This is a genomic window from Halobellus captivus (assembly GCF_007655485.1).
GTDB classification, from domain to species: domain Archaea; phylum Halobacteriota; class Halobacteria; order Halobacteriales; family Haloferacaceae; genus Haloquadratum; species Haloquadratum captivum.
The window spans coordinates 237,597-259,801 of the sequence record NZ_VJXQ01000002.1 but is presented as its reverse complement, the minus strand read 5'-3'; the positions used below and the strand labels follow the sequence as shown (position 1 = coordinate 259,801).

At 64.2% G+C, this 22,205-nt stretch carries 22 protein-coding genes and 2 tRNA genes; 5 read left to right on the top strand and 19 right to left on the bottom strand.

All coding sequences use genetic code 11. From position 1 onward, the window contains the following. The 3 genes from FJT57_RS16935 to FJT57_RS06625 form a co-directional block, all read right to left on the bottom strand. Positions 1-135, bottom strand: a 135-nt coding sequence (locus FJT57_RS16935) for an FAD-dependent oxidoreductase (RefSeq protein ID WP_238993957.1), incomplete at its 3' end; no start/stop codon positions are given. Between the two features lie 59 nt (positions 136-194). Beyond that, the gene (locus tag FJT57_RS06630; RefSeq protein ID WP_144903282.1) at positions 195-986 is read right to left on the bottom strand and encodes a pirin family protein; all 792 of its coding nucleotides are present in this window, start codon (positions 984-986) and stop codon (positions 195-197) included. Between the two features lie 283 nt (positions 987-1,269). Further along, positions 1,270-2,004, bottom strand: a complete 735-nt coding sequence (locus tag FJT57_RS06625) for a helix-turn-helix domain-containing protein (RefSeq protein WP_144903279.1) — start codon at positions 2,002-2,004, stop codon at positions 1,270-1,272. 88 nt (positions 2,005-2,092) lie between these two features. On the opposite strand from FJT57_RS06625, the gene FJT57_RS06620 reads away from it, so the two are divergent. Both FJT57_RS06620 and FJT57_RS06615 read left to right on the top strand, forming a co-directional pair. Then, positions 2,093-3,205, top strand: coding sequence for an MBL fold metallo-hydrolase (locus tag FJT57_RS06620; RefSeq protein ID WP_144903276.1), 1,113 nt, complete (start codon positions 2,093-2,095; stop codon positions 3,203-3,205). A 3-nt stretch (positions 3,206-3,208) separates the two neighbouring features. Beyond that, positions 3,209-4,498, top strand: coding sequence for an MFS transporter (locus tag FJT57_RS06615; protein ID WP_144903273.1), 1,290 nt, complete (start codon positions 3,209-3,211; stop codon positions 4,496-4,498). Between the two features lie 377 nt (positions 4,499-4,875). Here FJT57_RS06615 and FJT57_RS06610 read toward each other — a convergent pair whose 3' ends face one another. From FJT57_RS06610 to FJT57_RS06570, 9 genes are all read right to left on the bottom strand, one after another. Continuing rightward, complete coding sequence (locus FJT57_RS06610) at positions 4,876-6,261, bottom strand: NAD(P)/FAD-dependent oxidoreductase (protein WP_144903270.1); 1,386 nt, start codon at positions 6,259-6,261, stop codon at positions 4,876-4,878. Positions 6,262-6,473: 212 nt separating this feature from the next. After that, complete coding sequence (locus FJT57_RS06605; RefSeq protein WP_144904466.1) at positions 6,474-7,097, bottom strand: hypothetical protein; 624 nt, start codon at positions 7,095-7,097, stop codon at positions 6,474-6,476. Positions 7,098-7,117: 20 nt separating this feature from the next. Then, a complete protein-coding gene (locus tag FJT57_RS06600) occupies positions 7,118-7,753 on the bottom strand; it encodes a hypothetical protein (protein ID WP_144903268.1) in 636 nt (211 codons plus the stop codon). A gap of 162 nt (positions 7,754-7,915) precedes the next feature. Further along, positions 7,916-9,436 carry an ATP-binding protein gene (locus FJT57_RS06595; protein ID WP_144903265.1) on the bottom strand — a complete coding sequence of 507 codons (1,521 nt, stop codon included), beginning with the start codon at positions 9,434-9,436 and terminating at the stop codon, positions 7,916-7,918. A 285-nt stretch (positions 9,437-9,721) separates the two neighbouring features. Then, positions 9,722-9,792, bottom strand: a tRNA-Pro gene (locus tag FJT57_RS06590). A 144-nt stretch (positions 9,793-9,936) separates the two neighbouring features. Then, positions 9,937-10,821 (bottom strand): RNA-guided pseudouridylation complex pseudouridine synthase subunit Cbf5, encoded by an 885-nt coding sequence (locus FJT57_RS06585; protein WP_144903262.1) that lies wholly within the window; start codon positions 10,819-10,821, stop codon positions 9,937-9,939. Positions 10,822-10,861: 40 nt separating this feature from the next. Then, positions 10,862-11,440 (bottom strand): (d)CMP kinase, encoded by a 579-nt coding sequence (cmk, locus tag FJT57_RS06580; protein ID WP_144903259.1) that lies wholly within the window; start codon positions 11,438-11,440, stop codon positions 10,862-10,864. A 105-nt stretch (positions 11,441-11,545) separates the two neighbouring features. Beyond that, positions 11,546-12,472: a DUF106 domain-containing protein gene (locus FJT57_RS06575; RefSeq protein WP_144903256.1), complete on the bottom strand. Its 927-nt coding sequence runs from the start codon at positions 12,470-12,472 to the stop codon at positions 11,546-11,548. 225 nt (positions 12,473-12,697) lie between these two features. Further along, a complete protein-coding gene (locus FJT57_RS06570) occupies positions 12,698-13,336 on the bottom strand; it encodes an adenylate kinase (RefSeq protein ID WP_144903253.1) in 639 nt (212 codons plus the stop codon). A 203-nt stretch (positions 13,337-13,539) separates the two neighbouring features. On the opposite strand from FJT57_RS06570, the gene FJT57_RS06565 reads away from it, so the two are divergent. The 3 genes from FJT57_RS06565 to FJT57_RS06555 all read left to right on the top strand — a co-directional run bounded on the left by FJT57_RS06565 (position 13,540) and on the right by FJT57_RS06555 (position 16,950). Next, positions 13,540-13,938 carry a hypothetical protein gene (locus FJT57_RS06565; RefSeq protein WP_144903251.1) on the top strand — a complete coding sequence of 133 codons (399 nt, stop codon included), beginning with the start codon at positions 13,540-13,542 and terminating at the stop codon, positions 13,936-13,938. 245 nt (positions 13,939-14,183) lie between these two features. Then, positions 14,184-14,663, top strand: a complete 480-nt coding sequence (locus FJT57_RS06560; RefSeq protein ID WP_144903248.1) for a universal stress protein — start codon at positions 14,184-14,186, stop codon at positions 14,661-14,663. 52 nt (positions 14,664-14,715) lie between these two features. Continuing rightward, entirely contained in the window at positions 14,716-16,950 is a 2,235-nt protein-coding gene (locus FJT57_RS06555) for an amino acid permease (protein ID WP_144903245.1), read from the top strand. Positions 16,951-16,970: 20 nt separating this feature from the next. On the opposite strand, the gene FJT57_RS06550 is transcribed toward FJT57_RS06555, so the two are convergent. The 7 genes from FJT57_RS06550 to FJT57_RS06520 all read right to left on the bottom strand — a co-directional run bounded on the left by FJT57_RS06550 (position 16,971) and on the right by FJT57_RS06520 (position 22,084). After that, the gene (locus FJT57_RS06550; protein WP_144903243.1) at positions 16,971-17,291 is read right to left on the bottom strand and encodes a DUF5785 family protein; all 321 of its coding nucleotides are present in this window, start codon (positions 17,289-17,291) and stop codon (positions 16,971-16,973) included. A gap of 106 nt (positions 17,292-17,397) precedes the next feature. Then, complete coding sequence (locus FJT57_RS06545) at positions 17,398-17,649, bottom strand: hypothetical protein (protein WP_144903241.1); 252 nt, start codon at positions 17,647-17,649, stop codon at positions 17,398-17,400. 295 nt (positions 17,650-17,944) lie between these two features. Further along, on the bottom strand, positions 17,945-18,799 hold the full coding sequence (locus FJT57_RS06540) for a hypothetical protein (RefSeq protein ID WP_144903238.1): 855 nt from the start codon (positions 18,797-18,799) through the stop codon (positions 17,945-17,947). A gap of 531 nt (positions 18,800-19,330) precedes the next feature. Further along, positions 19,331-19,414: transfer RNA gene (locus tag FJT57_RS06535), tRNA-Ser, on the bottom strand. Between the two features lie 58 nt (positions 19,415-19,472). Beyond that, positions 19,473-20,234, bottom strand: a complete 762-nt coding sequence (locus tag FJT57_RS06530) for a glycosyltransferase family protein (protein WP_144903235.1) — start codon at positions 20,232-20,234, stop codon at positions 19,473-19,475. 117 nt (positions 20,235-20,351) lie between these two features. Next, complete coding sequence (locus FJT57_RS06525) at positions 20,352-20,987, bottom strand: uracil-DNA glycosylase (protein ID WP_144903232.1); 636 nt, start codon at positions 20,985-20,987, stop codon at positions 20,352-20,354. A gap of 2 nt (positions 20,988-20,989) precedes the next feature. Continuing rightward, positions 20,990-22,084, bottom strand: coding sequence for an Mrp/NBP35 family ATP-binding protein (locus tag FJT57_RS06520; RefSeq protein WP_144903229.1), 1,095 nt, complete (start codon positions 22,082-22,084; stop codon positions 20,990-20,992). Between the last annotated feature and the right edge of the window lie 121 nt (positions 22,085-22,205).

The window sequence follows — 22,205 nt, the reverse complement described above, 5'->3', positions numbered from 1 at the left end:
GTAGTTGAACAGGTGCGCCTTGTGCATCCACGACTCGTCAGTGTCGAAGACGGTCGTTTCCAGGTCGTTCTTCGCGGCGTACAGAGCCGCGCTCAGTCCGGCTGGACCGCCGCCAACGACTGCTACGTCTACCATATTCGAGTGGAGCGGCCGCTCGTAAAAGTAGCTTACCATCTGGTAAAATAGCGCAAGCGCTACAACACGAACGGGCCGCGCTGTCTGATCGGTTCCCCGTGAGGTGCTCCGGCGACAGCGACGATCCGGAACCCGTCGTCGCCCCGGAGTTCGATGTCCTCGTCGCCAGCGAGCGGGAGCACGTCACCCTCGCTGAATGGCTGCGTGTCGCTCCCGTCGGATGCTTCCGCGTCGCCAGCGTCGGGAGCGACGACGACACGTCCCGCCCCGGAGACGCCGTAGAGGAACCCGGACCAGCCGTCGGGACGGGACCACGTCCACTCCCCGTCGACGGCGACGTCGAGGTACTCCATCGGGGTCCGAAGAACGATCGGCGACCCGTCGCCGATAACGGTGGTCACGGTCGCACCGTCGACGTTCGTCGTCGGTAGCTCCGCCGCGCTCGCGTCCGCGTAATCGGGGTCGATATCCTTGGCCTCACGCGAGAGGTTCACCCAGAGCTGGAGGCCCGTGCAGGCTCGCCCGTCGGCGGGGAACTCCGAATGGCGGATCCCCTTCCCTGCAGTGATTCGCATCGCCTCACCAGCCTCCGCGGTGTTAGCGACGCCCAGGGAGTCCTCGTGTTCCATCCCCCCGTCGATCATGTACGAGACGATCTCGAACCCGCGGTGTGGGTGCATCGGAAACCCCTGATCGGGGTCGATGTAGAACCGCTCGAACAACACGAACGGGTCCAGATTCCCGGGATCGGCGCTCGTCGGAAACGCGCGGTTCGAGTGCACGCCCGTTCCGTGTCGAACTTGTTGCCCCGAGCGCACGTTCCGTGCCCTGTCGGACTCCTTCGAGGTCATACGTCCCGTTAGTTTACCGTTCGGTAAAGGGTGTCGAAAAACCGAATTCTACCGCCCGAACAAGACATCGGGCTCACGGATAACACCACGGCGAGGGTGGCTGCTGACGACTGACTGGATGGGAATCAGTGGTTGACTGAATATGAGGATCGATGGCTGACTGGGTGTGAGAATCGATGGCTAACAAGGCGGCGGTTAACGGAGAATGATGGCGTCACGCGACGTCGAACGGACATTGCACAGGTTTCGATCATCGAACTCCCGCTGGCGAACTGCCAGGGGACTAGTCGGCGGCCTGTTCGATCTGTCGGTCCCGCTTTATTTGCAGTGGATCGGCCGTCGAGGTCGCGGTAACCAGTCGCAGGAACTGCCCCGCGTTCGTCAGCAGTTTGTTCTCCGCCTTCCGGAGGTGCTCTTCGTACGTCGAGCGAGCGACGGCCGTCCGATCGGCCAGTTCCCGCAGCGAGGTCTTCCGCGGTTGCTCGTAGTACCCGCTCTCCAGCGCCAACTGGAGTGCCGCTAACTGCCGGGCAGTGATGTTCTCGAACAGTTGGTTCGCCGGGGCTAGCATACTATGGGGGATCTGCGTCTCCGAGATCGAGGTTTTCGAGAGAAGTTCGATCTCCCTGTCGGATCGCAGATCACCGAGCAACTCGCGGATGTCGTCGCCGTCGAACGCGACCACCGTGTAGTGCTCCCAGCCCTGCCGGTAGATCGTCGGCGACTGATACAGACAGCTGTGTCTCTCGAAGCGATCGATAATGGATTCCTCAAGCGAGCAGAGACAAGACTGCGTGACGACGTGATACCCGTCATCATCCGCTGATTCGTGCAGTACTGTCCCGAGCTGGCTGATCTCGTCGAGCAGTTCGTCGGTCGGGGTCGCCTCTGCGGTGATTTCGAGCACTTGGCAGTCGCTCAGCGGCCACTCCCGTATCGTTAGATCCGGGTGCCGTTCCGAGATCTCCCGGTACGGACACTCGTGTTTGACCCGGATCGAGGCCTCGTACAGACTCATACTACGATTTTGCTCTGGATAAGATTAACAGTGCCGGTCATGTCCGGCAGCACCTATATGCGAATAAATTCCATATTCAGGAATACCGATGCAGGAGATACCGCCGGAAGAACTCAGCGAACAGTTACGAGATGGAGACGGAGGCCCACTCGTCCTCGACATTCGGCACGAAGAAGACTTCGAGGAATGGCAGATTCCGGGCAGCCACAATGTCGATGTCTACGACGAGTTAATTGAAGGCCCCGAACAGGCCAAAGAAGCCCTCTCGAAGCTCCCCCCTACCGAGCAAATCGTCACCGTCTGTGCCGCAGGTGTCGTCTCACAGACCGCGACGGACGTCCTCAGAGATCTGGGATACGACGCGGTGACGCTCACCGACGGGATGAACGGCTGGAGCCGCGTGCACCGGCACGCAGAAGTGCCAGCTGACCTCGACGGCACGCTCGTTCAGGTCGCGCGTCCGGGGAAGGGCTGTCTCTCGCACGTCCTCGTCTCGGACGGTGAAGCCGCCGTCTTCGATCCGTCGCACTATCTCGACGAGTACGAGGCGATTCTGGATGCGTACGACGCCGAACTCGTCGGCGTTTTCGACACGCACGCGCACGCCGACCACGTCTCGGGCGCTTCGGAACTCGCGGAGCGACGCGGCGTTCCCTATTACCTTCATCCGAAGGACGCGCTCGCTATCGATGCGACACCGCTCGAAGACGGGCAAGTGCTCACTGTTGGCCAGGTCGGCGTCGAGGTCATCCACACGCCCGGACACAGCGAGGGGAGCGTCTCGTTCGACGTCGCCGGTGCGGCGTTGATCACGGGAGACACGCTCTTCCACGAGAGCGTGGGCCGCGTCGAACTCGGTGTCGAAGCGGGTATCGAAGATTCCGACGTCGAGCACAACGCTGGGATCCTCCACGCGAGTCTCCAGCGGTTGCTGGAGAGGTCGGACGACGCGGTTGTGCTTCCAGCGCACGATCCCGGCTCGCCTGAGCCGCCGGTGACCGCGACCCTCGCTGAAGTCGAGGAACGGAACGAGGACCTCGGCCGAGACCGCGAGGCGTTCGTCCGGGAACTCGCTTCCGACATCCCGGATCATCCGCCGAACTTCGAGCGCGTCAAGCGAACGAACGTGGGACAGGAATCGGTCCCGGCCGACGAACTGGCCGAATTGGAACTGGGACCCAACAACTGCGCAGCCGAGTGAGTTATGAGTACGGCAACTGCACTCAAACAGGGAATTCGCGAACACCTCGGGCAGTTCTCGCTGCACGTCCTGCTCGTGTTCGCGACCGGACTGACTATCGGGTCCGAACGCACCGTCGTCCCCGCTCTGGGAGAGGACGTCCTCGGTGTCGAGTCGTTCCTCGTGATCGGGTCGTTCGTCGTCTCCTTCGGAATTGTGAAGTCGATTCTCAACCTCTACGCGGGGAAATGGGGCGAGGAGTACGGCCGCAAGCCCGTGCTCATCGCCGGATGGGTTACGGCGCTCCCTCTACCGGTCATCCTCATCTTCGCCCCAAGCTGGGGCTGGATCACTGTGGGGAACATCCTGCTGGGTATCAACCAAGCGTTGACGTGGAGTATGGCGATTAACGCCAAGATAGACCTTGCAGGCCCTGATCAGCGCGGACTCGCGGTCGGTATCGACGAATCGTTCGGATACACCGGTGTGGCTGTCGGTGCCTGGATCACGGGTGTCATCGCCAGCCGGTGGAGCCTCCGGCCGGAGCCGTTCTACTTCCTCGCCGTCGTCGCCGTGCTGGCGTTCCTCATCTCGATCTTCCTGATCAAGGAGACCGTCCAGTACGCGCAGGCCGAGGGTGACGACGACGATCACGACGCGAACCTCCCGTTCAATGAGGTGCTGAAGCGGGCAACCTACGGTGACCGGACGCTGTTTGCGGCCGCGCAGGCTGGCCACATCGAGAACTTCGTCGACACGCTGTTCTGGATCGCCGTTCCGCTCTACTTGCTAAGCCAGGGGCTCGATATCGCCGCAGTCGGCGCCGTGGTCGGCGTCCACAGTGCGATGTACTTCCTTCAGATCGGAACTGGTGGTCTCGCAGACCGGATCGGCCGACGTCCACCGGTTATCGCCGGGATGTTCTTGGCTGGCGCTGGCGTGCTCGGGATGGTACTCGTTGAGGGATACCTTATGTGGGCTGTTCTGGCCGCCGTCTCCGGGCTCGGGATGGCGTTGTTGTATCCGAATCTGATGACTGTTCCGAGCGATGCGGCCCATCCGACCTGGCGGTCGGCCGGGATGGGGGTCTACCGGATGTGGCGCGACTCGGGCTACGCTGTCGGCGCGATCCTGATCGGGCTCTCTATGGAGTTCGTCAACGCCGAAGCCGCCTTCTATCTGACCGCGTTCCTGATGTTCGTCTCCGGGGCGGTCGTGTACGTCTGGATGGAAGAGACCCATCCCGACTTCGGGACGCACGAGCCACCCGCAACCGCGCCGGAGCAACTGCAGCGAACGATCTCACAGGACTAGCCCGGCCGGACGATTGTCTCTCCGTGGGCGGTGCACTCGCCACGGATCGAAGGGCTGGGGGCGTGGTAGAGTCGCGTGACGACGGAGTTCGTTGGCGCAGTCGTCGAGGAACTAGAGACGCATCTACGGTTATGTTGAATGTGCGCCCAAGACACTAACGACCGGCCTCATCCCGAGGCTGCGTGCCGCGTCGGCCGGGAAACCCTCGTGTCGGGCGGTCCGTCTTTCGGGCGCGGACGGTCCACTGATGTCGCACACCCGGGTTCGCCGCCAGGTCATCGCTCCCGTAGCGGGAGAACTCTGGGCGGGGACTAAGGGTGCGCATTCGATCCAACGGATCCGACACCCAAGGCCGTTGCGACTCCCGCGTCGAGAAGCTACAGCGTGTAGTCGGACTCCGATAACTGCACGTACTTGCCGTTTCTGAACCGGAACTTCGTGCGCTTGTAGGTCGTGACGAGCCGAGCGGCACCGAAGCCCGCCCGGATGTTGCTCGTGTCGAACAGCCCGTATCCGTCGGTGTCGTCTAAGAGTTTCTGCGCGGTCGAAAACGCCCAATCCCAGTCGTCGGGCGCGTAGTCGTGGACGACGTCCGCCATCGCGACGTTTCGGAGCACCTCGTCGCCGATGGCGTCCTTCCAGCGGTCGTTGTACGGCGAGAGGTCACCGGCGGCGGCCAGCTCGCCCGCGATTGCACCCGTGCGGACGGCGGTGTGGTCGCCGCCCTCGTGGAAGGCCGAGGTCGCGCCCATCGCGCCGCCGACGACGGCGATTCCCGCCTCGGTCGGGGAGTCGATCGGCCGCGTCGAGGAGATGGCGTACGTTTCGGTCCCCTTCGATTTCCCCCGGTCCTCGATGAGCGGGAAGTCCTCTTCGATGTCGTACTCGTCGCCGTACTCCATTTCGAGGAGGCGTCGGACGTACGTTTTCCCGTTCGGGATCCGCTCGTCGTCGGGACGCAACAGCGGGTAGTCGTCCCTGTTCGCGACGTCGTCGATGTCCATCCCGATCGGCATCGTCAGTCCGATCCGGGCCACGTTGTCGTCGTTCGGGAAGATCCACGGGTAGGCGGTGTGTCCGGGCATGTGCCCCCACCAGAACTTGATCGCGCCCGCGACTTCCTCGAACACCTCCTCGGGGAGGCGGCGGTGCTCCTGATAGGCGATGTGGTTCGTCTCCCGCGTCGACAATCGGTCTGTGACGTCGAAGGGAAGATATTCGTCGAGCACGCCGGTCGTCACCTGCCGCTGCGGGCCGTCCGCGAGAATGAGGACGTCCGCGCCGATGGCGTCACCGTCGGCGAGTTCGAGTCTGTGCCGCGGTTCGTCGGTCGCATCCAAATCCGACTCGACGTTCCGGACCGACCTACCGACGCGGTACGTCGCGCCCGCGTCCTCCGCTCGGTCGCGCAGGAAGTCGTCGAATCTGGCCCGTTGCATACAGAAGCCGAACTCGTCGTACGAGGATTCGATACCCGTCGAGCGGAGCGTCAGCGACTCCGTCGGGCCGATGAACTCCGCCTTGTCCAACTCGCCGAGCACGACACCGTCGGGCATCTCGTCGGGATGGATCCCCATAATGTCCACCCAGTAGTCGAGGATACCCGCTGCGTCGGTCGAATCCGGTCCCAGTCGGTCCGGGCGATCCGCCCGCGGGACTCCCTTTTCGAGGACGACCGCCGACGCTCCGGCCGACGCGGCGGCGTGTCCGGCTGACGACCCCGCGGGGCCGCCGCCGACGATTGCTACGTCGAATCGCTCCATATGGCTACAGCGACCCCGATCCGGTATTATACTGTCGTTCACCTACCGCGAAAGCGAGTCGAAGCGCCAGAGTGTGGCAACCGGACGTGAAGTGACGTACCGCACGAGCAAGTGATGCGCTGACTGCCCAAAGAAGGCTCTGACTGCCCACGTGGCGCGTCAACCACTCGAGTGACGAATCGAGCGGCAGGTGGCGTCGCGGGCCCCACACGTCAAAGCGGATCGTTTCGCGACGACTCCCCGAAAAACCGCTCGCGGACTGACTCGGCGACGTTCGTCAGGTGAACTTGCCCGAAGATCGCGACGAGGAGCGCGCCGACCGAGTTGAACATCGCGTCCCGAACCGTGTCGTCGAGGCCGTGTTGGGCCAGCGGCATCGTCAGCCCCGTCGCGTTCGCGGTGATGTCGAGCGCGAACTCGAACAGTTCCCAGATAACTCCAAAGGAGAGGACGACCACGAAGATGTACACGAAGAAAAACCGGGTCGGGATGGTGATCTCGTCGCTGTGCAGCTCGATCGCGCGGGCAGTGGTGTAGCCGACCGCCGCGATGAGTGAGGCCGACATCGCGTGCGTCAGGTGGTCCCACCAGCCGATCTGACCGTACAGACCGGCCGATCCGAGCGTGTGGAGGAACACCGCGCTCGTGATCCAGAGCCCGAGCCACGGATCCAGCGGGAAGTTGTAGTTCCGCTCGAAGACGGCGGGCAGAAACGTGATCGCGAGTGCGATCCCGCCGTTGGTGATCGCCTTCGGCTGCCGCGCGACGAGACCGTAGACGACGAGCCCGACTAGGGCGAGTTGCATCCCGCGCGTGAGCCGCCGTTGGTTCCGTATCGAGGGGCGAGGTAACAGCCTCATCGTCTCACCGTCCGGCGGATCACGCGCCACAGTTGCCGGTCGCGCCGTCTGAAGTAGCCGTCGAACAGGATGCCCGCGACGAGTCCGGCGAGTGTGACGTACAGCCACTCCATCATCAGCGCCTCGTTATCGACGAGAAACGAGGTCCCGAGGTATCGATCGGCATTCCACCGGAAGATGGTCCACGCGGCGACCGTCGCCATCGTCGTCAGGACGACGAGCACGACGGCGAACCAGTTGGTGACTTTCAGGGACGTGAACATGTGGAGTTCGACGATGATCAACAGCGCGAGCGCCGCGATGGCGACGTACGTCGCGAACGTCCCGACGGTTCCGCCGACGAGTCCGCGAACGAGAATCGGCAGCAGCGCCAACACCAGGAGCTCCCAGGGCAGCATCATCCGCCACTCGCGGTGGGAGAGCGGCGGTAACAGGACGACGAAACCCACGAACCCGACGAACAGGATCCACTGATAGTCGACGTCGAGAACGCTCTCGACGAACACTGTCACGAGGATGCCCACAAGCAGCCACGCGAGAACCGCGTTCGTTCGTCCGTCACGGAACAGCCGTTCGAGCGCGTCCTCCACCTCGATGAGCGTGGACGCACCCGAGTTCCCCCTACTGCTCATTGATGAGATGGACACGCGCGCCCGATATAAGCCCGGCGGCAACGGCTACGCTGAGCGATTGGTTCACGGGATCGGGAGATGCTGCGAGACCGCGAGGTGCTCGACGATCTGGGGACGTTGCGTGATCGGGAGATGCTCGGCGGTCAGCGCTTACTACTACTATTACTGGTCTTCTCGACCGATGAGGAGATGCTGGTCGGGGACGATATCGGCCGTCACGGAGTATTCGACCGAACGGCTCTCCCCGTCGGCGTCGATGATTGTCACGGTGTCACGCTCCGCGCCGTGCTTATGCGACTGGGTCCACATAGTCTCGAAATCGAGTTCCCCGGGGAGAAACTCCGAGACCGATCGACCGAGTAGCGCTGATCGCTCCGGACCAAAGAGACGGGCGGCCTCCGCGTTCGCGTCGATAATTCGGGCCTCGTCGTTGACGAGAAGCATCGCGTCGCAGGCGTCCTCGAAGGCGGCCTGATACTGGTCACGCGCCCGTGTGAGTTTCGTTAACCGCTCCTGTGCGTTTGTCGTCAGTTTCTGCGGGATAGTGACCGTTATCGTGGTCCCATCTTCGGTGGCTGCGGCGTCGACAGAACCGTCGTGGCTCGTCACGATCCAGTGAGCCAGCCACAGCCCGAGTCCGCTTCCGTGGGTCAGCGGCGTCTCTTCTCCGGTCTCGAACACTTCGGCTTCGTGGTCTGCTAATCCCGGACCATCGTCCGCAACCCGGATTTCGATGGCGTTCGGAACGCGTTCGACGGCGACGGTAACGGTCGGGTCGTCGCCAGCGTGCTTGCCCGCGTTCTCGATGAGTTCTTCGAGCGCTCGTTCGAAGCTCGGCAACACGTCCGCGGTGATCTCCTCGTCGTGCTCGGTCGAAATCGTCGCTGCCGGGAACTCTCGCGTGACCTCGTCGGCGACGCGTTCGACGAGCGTGACAACCTCGATGGGTTCCGGCTGGAAATCGGTCGCGACGATTCGATCCAGCTCGCGAGCCTTTTCGCTCAGCGCGATGAGTCGGTCGATCTTCCGCAGGACAGGCTCGCTCTCGGAGTCGCCTTCCAGTTTGTCAGCCATAACCTGTGTAAACCCGCGGATGACCGAGATGTCGTTCCGTAGATTGTGCCGAAGCACGCGGTTGAGAACCATCGCGAGATTGGCCTGTCTGGTCAGTTGTGCCTGGTGTTGTCTGCGTTCGAGTTCCCGTTCGAGCAACCGGGTGAGGAGTTCGATAAACCACGTCTCACCGGGGCTGAACGGTTCCTCGCGCGACTCCTCGGAGACGAAACAGACCGTCCCATAGGGCTCTTCGTCGAGGACGAGCGTCGTTCCGTGATAGCAGCGAAGCCCGTGGGTCTCGAACGCGGGGTCGTCGGCCCAGCCTTGGTTGGGGGCATCGTAGAGAGCGATGGCCGAGTCGGCGTTTATCGTCCGACGACAGTACGTCGTACCGAGGTCGATTTCCAGGCCCGGGGGAAACCGCCCGTCGGGAGAATCTGTACTGACGATGGCCTCCCAGTGATCGAGTTCCCGATCGATCCGGGTGAGATGGCTGTTATCCACGTCCAGGTATTCTCTGCCCACCTCGAGCACGTCCTCCGCTTTTTCGTCGAACGACGTGTCGCTCCGGATCCGGTCGTAGAGTTTTCGTTTGGCCTCCTCGGTCGTTACGTTCTCCCCGCTCATTGGAATCCCCGAAGAATTTGGGAGTTCACACGTAAAACGCCTTTCACTCAGAAAATCACATATTGAAAAGGAATCCCTCGTCACCGCATACTTTCACGGGTTCACCGGCACCGGCGCGCTCAAGCGCGGTCGCTATCGCGTCCGCCACCGCACGTATTGAAACGGATTCACCCGTTCGGCGGGTCGCTGTCACGTTCGGTCTCGAAGCCGAGCGACATCGCGCTGACTACCCTCCGGACGAAGAGCTACATCTGTCGGTATCGAGCGGTATTACGGAAAATACAATGGGACCGCTGAGAGTCGAACTCAGGTCCTACCGACCCCATCGGCAGAGGATACCACTACCCCACGGTCCCGGGGTGTATTCGAGAGAATGCGAGTGTGACCGTTAAGTCCTTCGTTTCGGCTCGCGCGAGCGACGCGCTCGCACGCGGGAGAGACGGTCGCACACGCCGCTTCCGGAGACGGGTCCGAGGCCACGCGAACTCGCGCCCCTGGCGCTACACCAACACGCGTTCGAGCGCGACGACCTCGCCGGAGCCGGCCGACGGATCGCCGACCAACCGGCCGAGACAGACCGCGGCGTCGTCGGGCGTGACGCAGGCGACGAGCGCGTCCCGCTCGGCCGTCCGAACCGCGTCGTCGACGTCGACGATTCCGGGCGCGTACACCGGTGCACCCTGCGCGACCTGTTCGGCCGCCGAGAAGGCGATCGTGAGGTGTGGGAGGTGAGTCAACGCCCGTTCGGCGGGCGCGACGACGTCGCACAGATCGCGCTCGTCGCCCTCGCGGGCGAACGCGAGCGCGTCGGTCAGGTCGGCGGTCGACACCAGATCGGCGTCGTCGAACGGGTCGGTGGCGGTGCGTCGGAGATGGCCCATATGCGCGCCGGTGCCCGCGGCGAGTCCGAGGTCGTGACAGAGCTTTCGGACGTAGGTGCCGCTCTCACAGCGAATACGGACGAGCGCCTGCCTGTCCCGGACTTCCAGCAGGTCGAGTTCGTGGATCGTCCGCGTCCGGAGGCGGCGCGCGACGGCGCTCTTTCGCGGCGGCTTCTGATAGATCTCTCCCGTGAATTCCGCGAGGACGGCGTCGAGGTCCGCTGGCGCCGGTCCGTGGAGTTCGAGGACCGCGACGTACTCCTTCGTGCCTTCCAGGAAGACCTGCGCCAGTCGCGTCGCGTCGCCGAGGAGGATCGGCAGACAGCCCGTCACCTTTGGATCGAGCGTCCCCGCGTGAGCGGCGCGGTCGACGCCTGCCAGATCCCGGGCCCACGCCGAGACCTGATGAGCGGACGGGCCCGGTGGTTTATCCAGGTTGACGACGCCGAACGACAGCAGCTCGTCGATCGATCGCTCCTCGGGCGGACCGCGGAGCGCCGACATCGTCACCGACCCCCGTACGCCGAGTGCGATCCCGTCATCGTCAGAAGTCGTAGTCGACGCCCTCGACGGGGTACTTGCCTTCGTCGGTGCTCGCGTCGTAGGCTCGAACGGCGGCGGTCAGGATCTCCGGGACGTCCGCCGCGCTCCAGCGACCGGTGTTCAGTGCGATATCGTAGATCGAGAGGTCCGTGATGTCGATGTTGTAGTACTCGCGGTAGCGCAGCGCTTCGCTCTCCTCGCGTTCGCGGGTCTCCTCGAACGCGGTCTCCACGGATTTATCCTCGCGTTCGGCGATTCGGGCGGCGCGGACCGACAGCGGCGCGTTGAGCCACAGTCTGAAGTCGGCGGCATCGCCCGCGAGCCACCCGGCGAGCCGCGATTCCAACAACACGTCGTCGCGTTCGAGGGCGACCGTTCGCAGCCGACGGTCCAGGTCGCGGTCGATCTGGTCGTCGTCCTCCGCGAGCCTGTTGAACTCCACGGCGGTCATCCCGCGTTCGTCAGCGAGCGTGCGAAAGATGTCGCCGCCGCTGACGTGTTCCAGATCGAACGCCTCGGCGAGAGCACTGACGGTCGTACTCTTTCCGGCCCCCGGCGGGCCAGAGACGGTTACCAACATACTCTCTCTGCGGGAAGGCGCCTAAAAGAGGTTGTCTTTACGTCTCGGAAAGCGAGGGCTGTACGCCCCGGAGCGTGTGCCGCGTGTGGGCGAGTGACGCGCCGATTAGCTCGTCGTCGGCGAGATGTCGATGTTGAGGCTCTTCCGAATGATCTGGGTGAAGCCCATCGAGCAGAGGAAGTACCAGACAATCCACGCCTGAATCGGCCCGATAACCGATTCCGTCCACTCGACCTCACCGGCGAGGGGCAACACGAGCGAGTCCAGCGGGACCTGGGCGCTGGCGTTCGCCCCGACGCCGATCGACCAGTACATCCACAGGAACACCGGGATGGTAAAGAACATGATCCACACCATCGGGCGGAACTGCTCTTTGAACATCCCGAGTTGATCGCCCATCGCTTCCATCTGCTCTTCTTGGATCGCGTCGAGGGCGTCGTCATCGCCAGCCTCTTTCGCCTCTTTGCGGCGTTCTTGGATGTCTTTCATCCGTTCCTGGTAGGCGGACATCTTGTCCATATCCATCAGGTTCGCCTGCAGCAGCGTCGAGTACAACCCGGTCGCGAGCGCGAGGATCATCACGACCGCGTAGAACGGCAGCATCTCCTGGAGCGGGCTCAGCGGCACGTCCATCGCGGTGCCGATGAGGTCCCGGAGCGGCTTCCAGGAGTACCCGACGAAGAGGCCGACCGTGACGAGCGCCGCGCCCTTGTCGTACTTCGACCACGAGGACTCGTCGTCGTCCGGGATTTCGGTCGCGCTCCCGGCGCTCACTCCCGACGAGCCCGATTTGGGGTCCAGTCCCGCCCGAGTCGCCTCGGCGTCGGCCACGCGGAACCCCTCGTCGCCCTCGACGAGAATCTCCTTCTCGATGAGGCGGCCCCACTGACCGGACGTGATATCGCCCTTCACGTCCAGCCACGTGACCTCGTTCTCGCCGTCGCCGGTCCGATCGAGGACCGTTTCGACGGCCTCACGCATCCCGTCGTCGTCCGAGACGAGGGTGCGAACCTTCGATTCGATTCGTGGCATCTTCCCGGAGGTAGCCGCCCATCGGTTATGAAGCTTTTAGTCTCCGTCCGTCAGCCGTCGATCTGGCGTTGACGCGACGAACACGCTCGAAAGGCTCCAAGGCGGGCGAAAGAGGCGGTTGGATCACTATCGAGATGGAATATGTGACTAGGCGGAAACTGCGACTCGGTGGGAGAAAACCTGATTTCGATGTGAGCGGCGACCACACCGCGTCGTATTGCCGCCCTACTCGTCGACGACGTCGACAATCGCCGCGAAGACTTCCTCGGGGGTTCCCTCACCGTCGACCTCGACGAGGACGCCCTCGTCGCGGTAGTGCTCGATCACCGGCGCGGTGTTCGCCTCGTAGACGCGGAGTCGCTCGCGGACAGTCTCCTCGGTGTCGTCGTCGCGCTGAACGAGTTCGGCACCGCACTCGTCGCAGACGCCGGATTCCTCCGGTGGCTCGAACTCGACGTGGTAGCTCGCCCCGCAGTCCGGACAGACGCGGCGTCCGGTCAGGCGGTCGACGAGTTCGTCGTTATCGACGGCGAGGTAGACGACTGCGTCGAGGTCGGTCATCCCCGAGAGTTCTTTGGCCTGTTCGAGGTTCCGCGGGTAGCCGTCGAGGACGTAGCCGTCGGCGCTCGTGAGCGCCTCCTCGACGATGGCGTTGACGACCGCGTCGGGGACGAGTTCGCCAGCGTCCATGTACTCGCCCGGCGTGTCGTACTCGGTGTCCATATCGCTGATGTCCATCCCCTTGTTGCCGCGGAGCGCGTCACCGGTCGTGACGTGTTCCAGACCGAACTCGGCGGCGAGACGCTTCGACTGCGTTCCCTTCCCGGCACCCGGGGGGCCCAGAAGCAAGATGTGCTTGCCCATATCGCACCAGTCTGCGTCCGCCCGTATAACGTTGAAGAAACGCGTCCGTGAGACAGGTTGAAGAAACGCGTCCGTGAGATAGCGGTGATTCCCGCACGCCCACGGAGACGCCGACGCGGCTGCAATGGTTCTCGCACGACCGTAACGGTACCACGCGGGCGTAATCGGCGACTTTTCACGCCTCCAGCGCGATATACGCTAGTATGACCAGATTCGACGCCGACGATCCCCGTGAACGACAGAAGCTGTTCGCAGAGGCGATCACGGCCCACCGGACCCGCGGAAGCGCGTTCGCGACGCTCGAAGCCGACCACGACCCCGACCTCGACGGTGAGGAGTCGCCCGCACCGTGGATCCAGTTCGCCGATAAGACGTTCAACCTCGACGTCCACGGCGACGAACTCGACCGACTGAAAGCCGTCGTCGACGACTTCCCGGCGTTTCGGATCGACGAGTTGGAATCGCCCGACGAGGCGGAGGGAACGAACGTTCGGATCACCGCCCGTTCGGACGCGAACCGACTCGCCGCCTTCGCCGACCGGGTGTTCAAAGAGGTGTACGGTCGCGACGAGGGCTATCGGGCGTGGGTGTCGGCGGTCTAACGCGTTCTACGACGGCGACCGCGTCCCCCACTCTTCGATCGGAGCGGAGTGAGAACCACTATACCCGATGACGCCGTAACCTCGTCGTATGACCGCACACGGAGTGTCTCCTCTCTATAGACAACGCCCGCTCCGGGCGACATATCGACCCGGACGCCGCCGATCGGTGGGGACCGACGCGACCGACACAGATCGCAGCAGCACCGGAACTGCCGTGAGAAGAACGTGGTTGACCGCTCTCGCCGATGACTGAGGACAGCGAGTTGTTCGCCCGTCCGCTGCTCCCCGTCGCGAACGTTGAGGATGCCGACCGAACGGGGGCGCTCGCGTTTCCGCACGTGGCCGCGGCTGGCGGCAGAGCGATCGTTCTCCACGTGATCGAGAAGGCCGGTGGCGCACCGGACAAAGCGCCGGTTTCGCAGCGCGAAGAGGTAGCCGAGGACATCTTCGAGCGCGTCCGCACCGCGGCCGCGGACGCTGGCGTCGACGTCGATACCGAACTCCAATACGGGACCGACGTCGCAGAGACGATCCTCGCCGCCTCTGACACGCTTGACGCGACGGCGATCGTGTTCACCCCGCGCGGCGGCAAGTCGTGGTGGGATCTCTTTAGCGGCGATACCCGAGAGGCGCTGACGACCGAAAGCGAGATCCCGGTTATCGTGTTCCCGAGCGACGAGCTCGCAGACGAATCAGACGGCACAAAACAAGGTGACGACGCGTGAGCGGAGAGTACTCCTCCCTCCTCACGTCCCGACAACACGGAGGTGACGACGCGTGAGCGGAGAGGAGGAACTCGCGAAGGACCTCGGCCCCCTCGCCGCGCTCACCATCGGTGTCGGAACGATGATCGGCGCTGGGATCTTCGTTCTCCCCGGCGCAGCGGTCGAACAGGCCGGTCCACTCGCAGCGGGCGCGTTCGTCCTCGGCGGTGGGATCGCGCTCTTGACAGCGCTTTCGGCTTCAGAACTGGGAACAGCGATGCCGAAATCCGGCGGCGCGTACTACTACATCAACCACGCGCTCGGCCCGCTGTTCGGAAGCATCGCGGGGTGGGGCAACTGGATGGGGCTGGCGTTCGCCTCGGCGTTCTATATGGTCGGGTTCGGGCAGTACGTCACGACGTTCCTCCCGGTCCCGTCGCTCTCGCTCGGCGGGTTCACGCTGTCGGCCGTCAAGATCGTCGCCATCGCAGGGGGCGGACTGTTCATCTTCGTCAATTACGTCGGCGCGAAAGAGACCGGGCGACTGCAGAATATCATCGTCATCACGCTCGTCGGAATCTTGGCTGTGTTCACGACTTTCGGGCTGATGAACGCGAATCTCTCCTCGCTCACGCCGATTGTACCGCCGGAGAAGGGCATCAGCCCGCTGCTTCCGGTGACCGGGCTCATATTCGTTTCCTACCTCGGGTTCGTTCAGATCACCTCGGTCGCCGAGGAGATCAAAGATCCCGGAAAGAACCTCCCGCGTGCCGTCATCGGCAGCGTTCTCATCGTCACGACGGTGTACGCGCTGGTTCTCTTGACGATTCTCGCCGCGGTCGACAACAGCCTCGTCGCTGGCAACGACACCGCCGTCGTCGACGTCGCGCGGATCCTGATCGGTCCGGTCGGTGCCGCGGCGATGCTGTTCGGGGGGCTGTTGGCGACGGCGTCGTCGGCGAACGCCTCGATCCTCGCGTCCTCGCGGATCAACTTCGCGATGGGGCGCGACAGCATCGTGAGCAAGGAGCTCAACGAGATTCACCCGCGGTTCGGCACGCCGTACCGCTCGATCGGCCTGACCGGCGCGTTCATCCTGCTGTTCATCGTCGTCGCCGACGTCGAGACGCTCGCGACGGCGGGGAGCGTCCTGCATCTCATCATCTACGGCCTCCTCAACTTCGCGTTGATCGTGATGCGCGTCGCCGACCCCGAGGAGTACCAACCGGACTATCGGATTCCGCTCTACCCGATCGTTCCGATCGCCGGCGCGATCGCGTCGTTCGCGCTGATCGCGTTCTTCGCACCGGCGATTATCCTCCTGGCCGCCGGGTTCGCCGTCTTCGCCGCACTCTGGTATCTCGTGTACGCCCGCGGAAAAGCGACGAAGCAGGGGATTCTCGGAAAGTACATTCTGCACCGTTCAGAGGAGATGCCCGACGCGGCGGTCTCGGCCGCGACATCGGTGCAACCGGACGGCGGCGACTATCGCGTAATGGTTCCACTCGCCAACCCCGCCCACGAGACCGACTTGATTACCCTCGCCAGCGCGGTCGCGAAGCAGCGAAGCGGCACGCTCGTGGCCGTCCACATCGAAACCGTTCCGGATCAGACGGCGCTCGAATCCGCACGGGAGAAATGGGATTTCTCGGCGTCACATAACCTCCTCGACCGTGCCCGCGCGGACGCGGAGACGTTCGACGTCCCGGTAGAAACGCACACGGTGCTCTCCCACCAGAGCTTCGAGGGCATCTTCGACGCCGCGAAGACGTACGACGCCGACCTGACGGTGATGGGCTGGGGGCCGGACTCCCACGGCGCGCCGGGACGCGCAGAGACCGCTATCGACGAACTCGCGTCGGCGCTGCCCTGTGACTTCCTGGTGCTGAAGAACCGCGGATTCGACCCTTCGAAGATCCTGCTTCCGACGGCTGGCGGCCCGGATTCGGACCTCTCGGCGGCCATCGTCGGCGCGCTTCGTCAGGAGTACGGTTCGGAGGTGTCGCTGTTGCACGTCGCCGCCGACGAGGCGGCCGGTCGGGCCTTCCTCGAAGAGTGGGCGGAAGAGCACGGCCTCTCCGATTCGACGTTGATCGTCGAAACCGGAGACGTCGAGGGAGCGATCGAACGCCACGCCAGAGATGCCTCGATGCTGGTTGTCGGCGCGACCGAGCGGGGACTGCTGTCACGCCTCGTCCGGGGCACGCTCGTCCTCGACGTCATCGAGGAGGTCGAATGCTCCGTTCTGCTCGCCGAGAAGGCCAGAGACCGGTCGCTCTGGGAGCGACTGCTCGGCGATAGTCGGTAAGTCGTCGACGACGCGGCCGATCAGGCCTCGTTAGCGTCGACGAACGTTTCGGCGCCTTCGTAGAACCAGTAGCCGTTCTCGCGCATCGCGCGACCGACCGCCTTGTGCATCGCGATGAGATCCTCGAACTCCGATTCCTCGACGTGCTCGAAGATCTCCGCGACGGAGACGACGCGTTCGTAGTCGAGCCGAACGGGATCCTCGCCGTACTCCTCCACAAACTCGTCGCGAGAGAGCGGGAAGTCTTCCGCCTCGTCGACCTTCTTCGCGATCACGGCGTGGCCGTACTTGCGTCTACCCTCCGATCCCTCCTCGCCGTCGGGGTCGTGTGGCCAGTCCATACCCGCGTGTTGGGAGGGCACGGCAAAGCCGTTACGCATCGCTCTGCGAGATCGCGCTGCGATCCGACGCCCCTCGCTCGGCGATGTCGGAATCGCGATTACACCTTCACTGGCCGCCGGTTCCCGCATCGCCACCGACGTTGCTCCCTCGGTCCGTCTGTTCACTATCAGTATTCTCTCCGTCCGTATCTCCACCATCTGCCGTTCCCCCGTCCGACGCTCCGTCGTCCGGATTCTCTCCGTCCGTCGTTCCATCACCCGCATCCACTCCGTCCGCCGTCCCGTCGTCCGGATTTCCCCCGTCCGCACTTTCTCCATCCGCCGTTTCCCCGTTCACAGGCCCTTCGCCTGATTGCATCGTGCGGGTCGTCGGCGTTCGATGCGGAGTTGGCGAACGGGTCGACGGTCCAGAGGTCGTAACCGGCTCCGGTTCAGTGGGCGCTGCCGTCTCGTCGGCCGCCGAGGTAGGTACCGAAGTCGTGGGCGGTGCCACCTCCTCGGATGGGGGCGTGGACGATGGAGACGGGTCTGAGGTCAGTGATGCGGCGAATACAACGCCCATCGCAGCGATTACCAGAACCGCGGCGAACACCCACTGTCGCTCTACGTGCTCGGTCATAAGCGGGATTCAAACTGCGTACGAGACGCCGCGATCATCCGCCTCCACCGTTTCCTCCCGCGTGGTCCGGCGGACCGCCCCCACCGTTGCCGCCCGCATGGTCCGGCGGGCCGCCCCCACTGTTGCCAGTCTCCTCCCCGCTCTCACCGTCGCTATTATCGTCATCGGCGCCGTTGCCGTCGCTCCCGTCATCGCCTCCACCGCCGCCAGTCTCGCCACCGCTATCGGCGTCGCCCCCGTCGCTTCCTGTCTCACTTCCCCCGGCACTGCCACCGGTTTGGGCCTCTCCCTCGATGCCGTGGCTGTCACTATCTCCGAACCGGACCGCGCTGTCCGTGACGGTGACGGTGAACTCCGCGCTCGCCGAGTCTACGTACGGAGAGTCATCGTCCCCGTTCTTGAGGTTCGCGGTGACGGTGACCGTAATCGGACCGAACGTCTCGGTGTCGTCGGTCCCGGGTTTGAAATCGCTCGCACTCCACGGGCCGTCGCTGATGAGGGTGAGTCGGTTCGCGAACGTGTACGCATCGGTGCCCGACGTACCGGTGGTGACTTCGTCGTCGGTTTCGCGTCCGAGCTCCGCGACGCCGCCGTCCGGCGTGCTGACCTCGATGATGAACTCCGTCTCGGTGGGCGAGGAATTCAACCCGCTCCACGAATATGTGAGATCGGGTTGGAGCCAGATTTCGGTAACGGTCCCGTCGTCAGATTCGAGCGTGACGTCCTGCGCCGTGAAGTCGTCGTTGTTCACGGTGGCGCTCCCGCGCTGGGTGAACACGCCGAGTCCGACGGCCGACGTTGTTCCAGCACCGAGGAGTCCGCCGAATACTTTGAGCGCCGTGCGCCGCGTCTGCGTTCGCTGAGTCGAATTCTCGTTGGTTTCTGACATATCATTCACCAATAGTTGGGCACTGCCGTTCACCGTGAGCGATCGGAATTTTCAACGTAGGCACGGAACGCGTCCTCGTCGGTAACCGCAAACTCGATCGCTAAGCCGTACAGCCGCCGTCGATTCACGTCTAACAGCTCTGCTTGACTCCGAAACCGGCGGAGTGCGCGTTCCTCGACAACGATGGCGTCTGGCCGGAATGTCGTTCGTTGACTCATTGGTTGGCAGTGCGTACCGAGACGTACCGCGACGTATCCGGATTGTAATGCGTCTCCTGTCGGAACGCTAAAACGTTATTAATCGGATTTAATCACCCCTCACACCCGAATATTCCAGAAGCGTTGTCGCTCACGTATGCGCCGCAGACGTAACTGCGGCGCGAGTGAGCCTTTCAAAATGCGGTGAGACTGGGATTTGAACTCACTCGCAAATCACAGTTTTGCTCGCTGCGCAAATCCCACTCGTTACCGATTCGTTCGTTCACGAGTGCGCCGCAGATGTAGCTGCGGCGCGTGAGTCTCTTCCAAAATGCGGTGGGACTGGGATTTGAACCCAGGAATCCGTGAGGATACCTGCTTTCAAGGCAGGCGCAATAGGCCGCTCTGCCATCCCACCGCGTGCGGTACTTTCCGATCCCGCGTCTAAGAGTTGTCGGTCGCGAACGACACCGGCGTCAGTCGCGGACGACCCGCAGGTCCTCGTCCGCATCGCCGACGACGGCCAGTCCGTTATCGACGACGAACTCGGCCGTCCGTTCGGGGACGACTCGCCCCGCCTGCCAGCGCGCGCGAATCGTCGATACGAGCGTTGCGAGATCTCCCCCAGTTCGAACGGTCGGCTGCATCGGCAGGAAGCCGACATCGAGATCGGCGTCGTTCGCACCGTCGACGAGCGTCTCGACCTCGGGCGCGGCGAACGCGCCGTAGAAGTCGATTGGCGATTTGAAGCCCGCGAAGTAGGTGCGGCCGTTCGTCGAGGGACCGAGCACGACGCCGTTCGTCCGGAGCTTCATCGCGGCCGAGTCGATCGTCGAACGGAGCACGAACGGCGCGTCACCGCGGAGGACGGCCGCCGACTGCACGCCCTCCTCGCGGAGCAGGTGCGTGACGGTGTTGCCCGCCCGCGCTGAGAGCGTCGAGCCGACCTGCACCTCGAAGCGAGCGGCTTCGGGTTCGTCGAGCGCGTCGTCGACGATCGCTCGAAGCGCCTCTTCGGCCGGTTCCTCGGGATCGACGGCCGCGTCCGGCAGGAGGTCGTCCGAGCGGTAGTTCACGAGCAGCTCGCCGCCCGAGCGCTCGACGGCGCGGAGCGTGTCGCGAAGCATCGCGTCCGCGAGCGCGGCGGCCTCCGACTCGGAGAGCGGACTCGTCTCCGCGAGCCGCGAGAGCGAGCATCCCGGACGCGGCGGATCGGCCAAGACGGCGACGACTGTCATACCCGTGCTCGGCGTCCGTCGCTCTTGAACCCGACGCTTCGCGCGCTCGGGACCGGTCGCGTACGGTAGCGTCCACTCCCCGACCGTTCGCGACTGACCGCGAACACCACTCTCAAGCTACCGACCGCGACGACCCTTCGTCTGGCGGTAGTCCCGAGAAAAGACGTTTTCGAGCAGGTGATCGACGAACGCCGCGGTCTGCTCGTCGCTCTGGGTCTCTAAGTCGACCATCGGTACGAGTTCGAATCCGCGGCCGCGAACGGTCGTCGCGTGCGCCTCGGCGACGTCGACGTCGCCGGGGCGGTTCGTGGTGTAGTCGGTCGCGAGCGCGTCCAGCGTCCGCTGGCCGATCGGGACGATGATCTCGGGGTTGATCATCCGGATCTCGGCGTTCAGATACGGCTCGCAGGTCCGAACCTCCTCGTCGCTCGGCCCCCGTTCCGGATGTCGACACCGGGTGAGGTAGGTGAGAAAGACGTTCTGTAGGTCCGGTTCGTCCGCGTCGGGCGGCGAGCGCGAGAAGCCGAGCTCGCCGAGGATCGATTGGAGCCGCTCGCCCGCCGCGTCGCCGGTGAAGGGGACGCCGGTGCGATCGGCCCCGGAGTGGGGTCGCTCAGCGACGAAGAGGAACTCGCCGCCCACGTCGCCGTAGCCGTGGACGAGGGTCGACCTGGCGTCGCAGAGCGCCGCGCAGTTCTCGCAGGACGCGTCCATACTGAACGGGTTCGCCAGCGACTCCTGTTCGGCGTCCATACTCACTCCGGTTGCGATGGCGACGCGCCGTTCGCAGCGGTATCGCTGGTCCCCGAGCGCTGGGACGCCTCCCGCCGTCGAACCACGCCCGCCATATCCGCGACGTTCTCGGTCATCACGCGAAACGCGTCGGCGGTCTCGCCCTCGTCGAGAACGGCCGGTTCGCCGCCGTCACCGCCCGTCCGCACGGAGGGGTCGAGCGGGAGCGACCCCAGGAACGGGAGGTCGTTCTCGGCGGCGAACGCCTCGCCGCCGCCCGCCCCGAAGATATCGTGCGCGGACCCGCAGTCGGGACACCGGAACGACGACATGTTCTCGACGATGCCGAGGACGTTCGTGTCGTGCTTGCCGAACATCTCTAAGCCCTTGCGCGCGTCGTCGACCGCGACGTCCTGCGGTGTCGTGACGATCACCGCGCCCGTGAGCGGGAGCGTCTGCAGGACGGTCAACTGGGTGTCGCCGGTCCCCGGCGGCAGATCGAGGACCAGATAGTCGAGGTCGCCCCACTCGACGTCCTCGACGAGTTGGGTGAGGAGTTGGTGCACCATCGGGCCGCGCCAGATCACCGGATCGTCCTCGCCGACCAGGAAGGCCATCGACATCAGCTTCATCCCGTACTTCTCGGGGGGGATGATCGTCTGGTCACCCGTCGCCTGCGGGGCCTCGTCGGCGGCGACCATCCGGGGGACGTTCGGGCCGTAGACGTCGGCGTCGAACAGGCCGACGCGCGCCCCGAGCTTCGACAGCCCGGCGGCGAGGTTGACCGCGACGGTCGACTTGCCGACGCCGCCCTTCCCGCTCGCAACCGCGATCACGTTCTCCACGCCCGGGAGGACGTCCTCGTCGGGAGCGACCGCGCGCGGAATCCGCGCGGTGAGGTCGACCTCGTAACCGGTGTCCGAGAGCGCTTCACGCACCTCGCGTCCGATTTCAGTCTCCGCGGGTGAGTAGGGCGCGCCGAGGCCCAGCGAGATCCGGACCGTCTCCGAATCGTCGTCGACGTCGACGGCGTTGACGAGCCCGAGCGAGACGATGTCGTCGCCGAGGTCAGGATCCGACACCGCTCGGAGGCGCTCGCGGACGGCTTCCTCGTTCATACCCGGTGGTCGGTGAGAACAGCCGATAAGGGTTTTGAACGTTTTTCCGCTTTCTCTTCGGCGCTCCGCGCGCCCGGTGTAATTACAATCGGTTACATACCTCCGCGGAACGACAGCGAAT

Excerpts from the sequence above, each read along its gene's own strand:
- cmk (WP_144903259.1), bottom strand. The coding sequence starts at position 11,440 with ATGTTGGTAACCGTCTCTGGCCCGCCGGGGGCCGGAAAGAGTACGACC.
- FJT57_RS06610 (WP_144903270.1), bottom strand. The coding sequence starts at position 6,261 with ATGGAGCGATTCGACGTAGCAATCGTCGGCGGCGGCCCCGCGGGGTCG.
- FJT57_RS06625 (WP_144903279.1), bottom strand. The coding sequence starts at position 2,004 with ATGAGTCTGTACGAGGCCTCGATCCGGGTCAAACACGAGTGTCCGTAC.
- FJT57_RS06565 (WP_144903251.1), top strand. The coding sequence starts at position 13,540 with ATGACCAGATTCGACGCCGACGATCCCCGTGAACGACAGAAGCTGTTC.
- FJT57_RS06630 (WP_144903282.1), bottom strand. The coding sequence starts at position 986 with ATGACCTCGAAGGAGTCCGACAGGGCACGGAACGTGCGCTCGGGGCAA.
- FJT57_RS06620 (WP_144903276.1), top strand. The coding sequence starts at position 2,093 with ATGCAGGAGATACCGCCGGAAGAACTCAGCGAACAGTTACGAGATGGA.
- FJT57_RS06560 (WP_144903248.1), top strand. The coding sequence starts at position 14,184 with ATGACTGAGGACAGCGAGTTGTTCGCCCGTCCGCTGCTCCCCGTCGCG.
- FJT57_RS06550 (WP_144903243.1), bottom strand. The coding sequence starts at position 17,291 with ATGGACTGGCCACACGACCCCGACGGCGAGGAGGGATCGGAGGGTAGA.
- FJT57_RS06615 (WP_144903273.1), top strand. The coding sequence starts at position 3,209 with ATGAGTACGGCAACTGCACTCAAACAGGGAATTCGCGAACACCTCGGG.
- FJT57_RS06525 (WP_144903232.1), bottom strand. The coding sequence starts at position 20,987 with ATGGACGCCGAACAGGAGTCGCTGGCGAACCCGTTCAGTATGGACGCG.
- FJT57_RS06530 (WP_144903235.1), bottom strand. The coding sequence starts at position 20,234 with ATGACAGTCGTCGCCGTCTTGGCCGATCCGCCGCGTCCGGGATGCTCG.
- FJT57_RS06585 (WP_144903262.1), bottom strand. The coding sequence starts at position 10,821 with ATGTCGGCGCTCCGCGGTCCGCCCGAGGAGCGATCGATCGACGAGCTG.
- FJT57_RS06570 (WP_144903253.1), bottom strand. The coding sequence starts at position 13,336 with ATGGGCAAGCACATCTTGCTTCTGGGCCCCCCGGGTGCCGGGAAGGGA.
- FJT57_RS06600 (WP_144903268.1), bottom strand. The coding sequence starts at position 7,753 with ATGAGCAGTAGGGGGAACTCGGGTGCGTCCACGCTCATCGAGGTGGAG.
- FJT57_RS06575 (WP_144903256.1), bottom strand. The coding sequence starts at position 12,472 with ATGCCACGAATCGAATCGAAGGTTCGCACCCTCGTCTCGGACGACGAC.
- FJT57_RS06545 (WP_144903241.1), bottom strand. The coding sequence starts at position 17,649 with ATGCAATCAGGCGAAGGGCCTGTGAACGGGGAAACGGCGGATGGAGAA.
- FJT57_RS06595 (WP_144903265.1), bottom strand. The coding sequence starts at position 9,436 with ATGAGCGGGGAGAACGTAACGACCGAGGAGGCCAAACGAAAACTCTAC.
- FJT57_RS06520 (WP_144903229.1), bottom strand. The coding sequence starts at position 22,084 with ATGAACGAGGAAGCCGTCCGCGAGCGCCTCCGAGCGGTGTCGGATCCT.
- FJT57_RS06540 (WP_144903238.1), bottom strand. The coding sequence starts at position 18,799 with ATGTCAGAAACCAACGAGAATTCGACTCAGCGAACGCAGACGCGGCGC.